General features: G+C 67.4%; 1 protein-coding gene. It reads left to right on the forward strand.

What is annotated here, in order from left to right:
* The first annotated feature begins 12 nt into the window (after window positions 1–12).
* Window positions 13–3,789 carry an amino acid adenylation domain-containing protein gene (locus ABZY31_RS31125; RefSeq protein ID WP_356417025.1) on the forward strand — a complete coding sequence of 1,259 codons (3,777 nt, stop codon included), beginning with the start codon at window positions 13–15 and terminating at the stop codon, window positions 3,787–3,789.
* The last annotated feature ends 74 nt before the right edge of the window (window positions 3,790–3,863 follow it).

Below are 3,863 nucleotides of genomic sequence, written 5' to 3' on the forward strand. Positions count from 1 at the left end.
GAGATTTCGGCGGTGCTGGCTGGGCAGGAAGCGGTGGCTCAGGCGGCGGTGGTCGCGCGTGAGGACACGGTCGGTGATGTGCGGCTGGTCGCGTACGTGGTGCCTGGTGAGGGTGTGGATACGGCGGGACTGCCCGCGTTGGTGCGTGAGTTCGCGGGGCAGCAGTTGCCGGGGCATATGGTGCCCTCGGCGGTCGTGGTCCTGGACGCGCTGCCCCTGACCGTGAACGGGAAGCTGGACCGCAAGGCCCTGCCCGCCCCCGAGTACACAACGGGCCCCGGTCGTGGCCCGGTTGATGCGCGTGAAGAGATTCTCTGTGCTGCTTTTGCTGAAGTGCTGGGTCTCGAGAGTGTGGGGGTCGATGACGACTTCTTCAGGCTGGGGGGTCATTCACTGCTGGCGGTGCGGTTGGTGGAGTTGCTTCGTGAGCGTGGCGTGTCCATAGAGGTGCGGGCGATGTTCGAGACCCCGACTCCTGCCGGACTTGCGATGACGACCGGCACGGGACCGATAGAGGTGCCGGAGAACCTGATCCCTGCCCGTGTGCGGGAGATCACCCCCGAGATGCTGCCGCTGGTCGATCTGGACGCGGATGAGATCAGCCGGATCGTGAGCTCGGTCCGGGGCGGTGCGGCGAATGTCGCTGACATCTACCCGCTGGCTCCGCTGCAGGATGGGCTGTTGTTCCACCACCTGCTGGCCGGCGGCAAGCAGGACACGTATGTCCTGCCGTCGGTGATGGAGTTCGACTCGGGTGAGCGGCTTGAGGCGTTCACCGTTGCGCTGCAGCAGGTGATCGACCGGCATGACATCCTGCGGACCTCGTTCGTGTGGGAGGGTCTGCGGGAGCCGGTGCAGGTCGTGTGGCGTGAGGCGACCCTGCCGGTAACGCGGGTGGTGCTGGGAGAGTCGGCTGCTGATCCGGTCCAGGAGTTGCTGGACGTGGTGGGCATGTCGATGGACCTGGGCCGCGCACCGCTGATCAGCGTTCACACCGCGGCCCTGCCGGACGGGGAGCGCTGGCTCGCCCTGGTGCGTGTGCACCACATCGTGCAGGACCACACCGCTCTGGAAGTGCTGCTCGGTGAGGTCAACGCCGTTCTGGCCGGCCGTGCCGACATGCTTCCCGAGCCTCTTCCGTTCCGCGACTTCGTCGCGCAGGCGAGGGCCGGGCTTGCTACTGGTGAATACGAGCGGTACTTCACCGGGCTCCTTGGGGACGTCACCGAGCCCACCGCCCCGTACGGGCTGTCCGACGTCCGGGGCGACGGTGCGGATGCGCGGGACTTGAGGTTGCCGTTGCCTCCTGAGTCGGTGGTGCGGTTGCGTGAGGTTTCGCGTCGTCTGGGGACAAGTGTGGCGACGGTGTTGCACGTGGCGTGGGCGCGGGTGCTGGCGGCGGTGAGCGGTCGTGATGATGTGGTCTTCGGGACGGTGTTGTTCGGCCGGATGAACGCGGGTGCCGGCTCGGACCGGGTTCCGGGTCCGTTCATCAACACCCTCCCGGTCCGTCTGCGGACGGGCGAACTCGGCGTACTGGAATCGGTGACGACGATGCGCGGCCAGCTCGGCGAGTTGCTGGGGCACGAACACGCGCCACTGGCTCTTGCCCAGCGTTCCAGCGGTGTCGAAGGTGACACACCTCTGTTCACCTCACTGTTCAACTACCGCCACGGCAACGGAGGGTCGTCGGCGGGTGAGGAGTCTGCCGGAGGTATCGCCGGGACGAAGCTGCGGTATTCGCGGGAGCGTGACAACTTCCCGTTGTCGTTGTCGGTCGACGATGACGGTGATGGTCTGACACTTGCCGTGGACGCGGTCGCGCCGGTCGATCCGCGTGCTGTGGGCGCCCTGGTGACCACCGCCGTGGAGAACATGGTGGCCGCCGTGGAACGGACCCTGGATGGAGGAGCGGATCTTCCACTGAGTTCCGTCCAAGTCTTGGGCTCGGGTCAGCGGGACCAGCTGCTGGCCGGGTGGAAAGATCCGGAAACCGGATCGGCTGTGGTGCCGGTGATGGGCTTGTTCGATGCTCAGGTAGCGGCTGCAGGGGATGCGGTGGCGGTGGTCGCCGGGGACGTGGAGGTGACCTATGCCGAGCTTGATGCGCGGGCGGACCGTCTGGCGCGGTATCTGGTCCAGCGTGGTGTGGGCGCGGAGTCGCTGGTCGGTGTGTGTCTGGAACGCGGCGTCGATTTGATGGTGGCGTTGCTGGCTGTGCTGAAGGCCGGCGGCGCGTATCTGCCGCTTGACCCGGCGTATCCGGCGGAGCGCATTGCGTACATGCTTGAGGACGCGGCGCCGGTGGCGGTGCTGGCCTCCTCGGTCACGGCGAGGGGTCTGACCTGGTCGCGGGAGCGGCTGCTGGTGGTGGACTCGCCCGAGGTGGAGAGGGCGCTGGCGGGTACCGGTCGGGTGGGTGAGTGGCCGGCGGTGGCGGCGCAGGGCCTGGCGTATGTCATTTACACCTCGGGATCGACGGGTCGTCCCAAGGGTGTGGCTGTGACGCGGGGCGGGTTTGCCAACACGGTTGCGGCCCTGACGCGTTTCGGGGCGGGTCCCGGCTCGCGTGTGGCGCAGTTCGCGTCGATGAGTTTCGACAACTTCTGCCTGGAGTGGGCGCTGGCGTTGGCGTATGGGGCGGCGCTGGTGGTTGTTCCCGCCGGTCGGCGTGTGGGAGATGAGCTGGCGGTCTTCCTGCGGGAGCAGGGGGTGACGCATGTGTCGTTGCCGCCGGCGGTGCTGGCTGGTCTGGAGGACGGCGCGATCGATGCGGGCGTCGTTCTCGAGGTGGGTGGTGAGGCGTCCTCGCCGGAGCTGGTGGGCCGCTGGTCGGCGGGCCGGGTGATGTTCAACACCTACGGTCCGACGGAGACGACTGTTGATGCCACGGTGTGGCGCTGCCGTCCGGGGGTGCGGGAGGTCCCCATCGGGGTGCCGATCGGTAATACCGGGGCGTATGTCCTGGACCGGCGCCTGGCGCCGGTGCCGGTGGGTGTTCCGGGTGAGCTGTATATCGCGGGTGCCGGTCTCGCGCGTGGTTATCTGGGGCGTTCCGGGCTGACGGCGGAGCGGTTCGTGGCCTCTCCCCTGGGTGGTGGCGAGCGTCTGTACCGCACGGGTGATCTGGTGCGGTGGAACGTGAACGGTGAGCTTGAGTACCTGGGGCGTACGGACGAGCAGGTGCAGGTCCGTGGTTTCCGGATCGAGCTGGGTGAGGTTCAGGACGTCGTCTGCACGCACCCGGGGGTTTCCCAGGCCGTCGTGATCGCGCGTGAAGACATCCCGGGGGAGAAGCACCTGGTGGCATACCTGGTCCCGACCACAACCGGAACCACTGCTGACGAAGAACTTCCGGAACAGGTAAGAGGGTTCGCCGCCGAACGGCTTCCTGGCTACATGGTCCCGTCTGCCGTGATGGTGCTCGACTCCCTGCCGCTGACCGCCAACGGAAAGCTGAACCGCAAGGCGTTGCCCGCCCCGGACTTCCGGGCACGGGGCGGGGCCGGCCGGGCGCCCGCCAACGAGCGGGAACGGGTCCTGTGCGAGACGTTCGCCCAGGTGCTGGGGTTGGACAGCGTGGGAGTGGACGACGACTTCTTCGCGCTCGGCGGGCATTCGCTGCTCGCGGTTCGGCTGATCAGCCGGATCAAGACGGTGCTAGGTGTCCAGATGGAAGTTCGGGCGCTGTTCGACGCTCCGACGGTGGCCGGGCTCGCCAAGAAGCTCGGGAACAAGAAGTCAACCAGGCTGGCCCTGAGGCCGATGCGTAACCAGGAGGGGTCCTGATGTTTCCGTTGTCCTTTGCGCAGCGTCGGTTGTGGTTTGTGGATCAGCTGGAGGGGCCGAGTGCGACGTACAAC

The sequence above is a fragment of the Streptomyces sp. NPDC006529 genome (genome assembly GCF_040611795.1).
Lineage (GTDB): Bacteria > Actinomycetota > Actinomycetes > Streptomycetales > Streptomycetaceae > Streptomyces.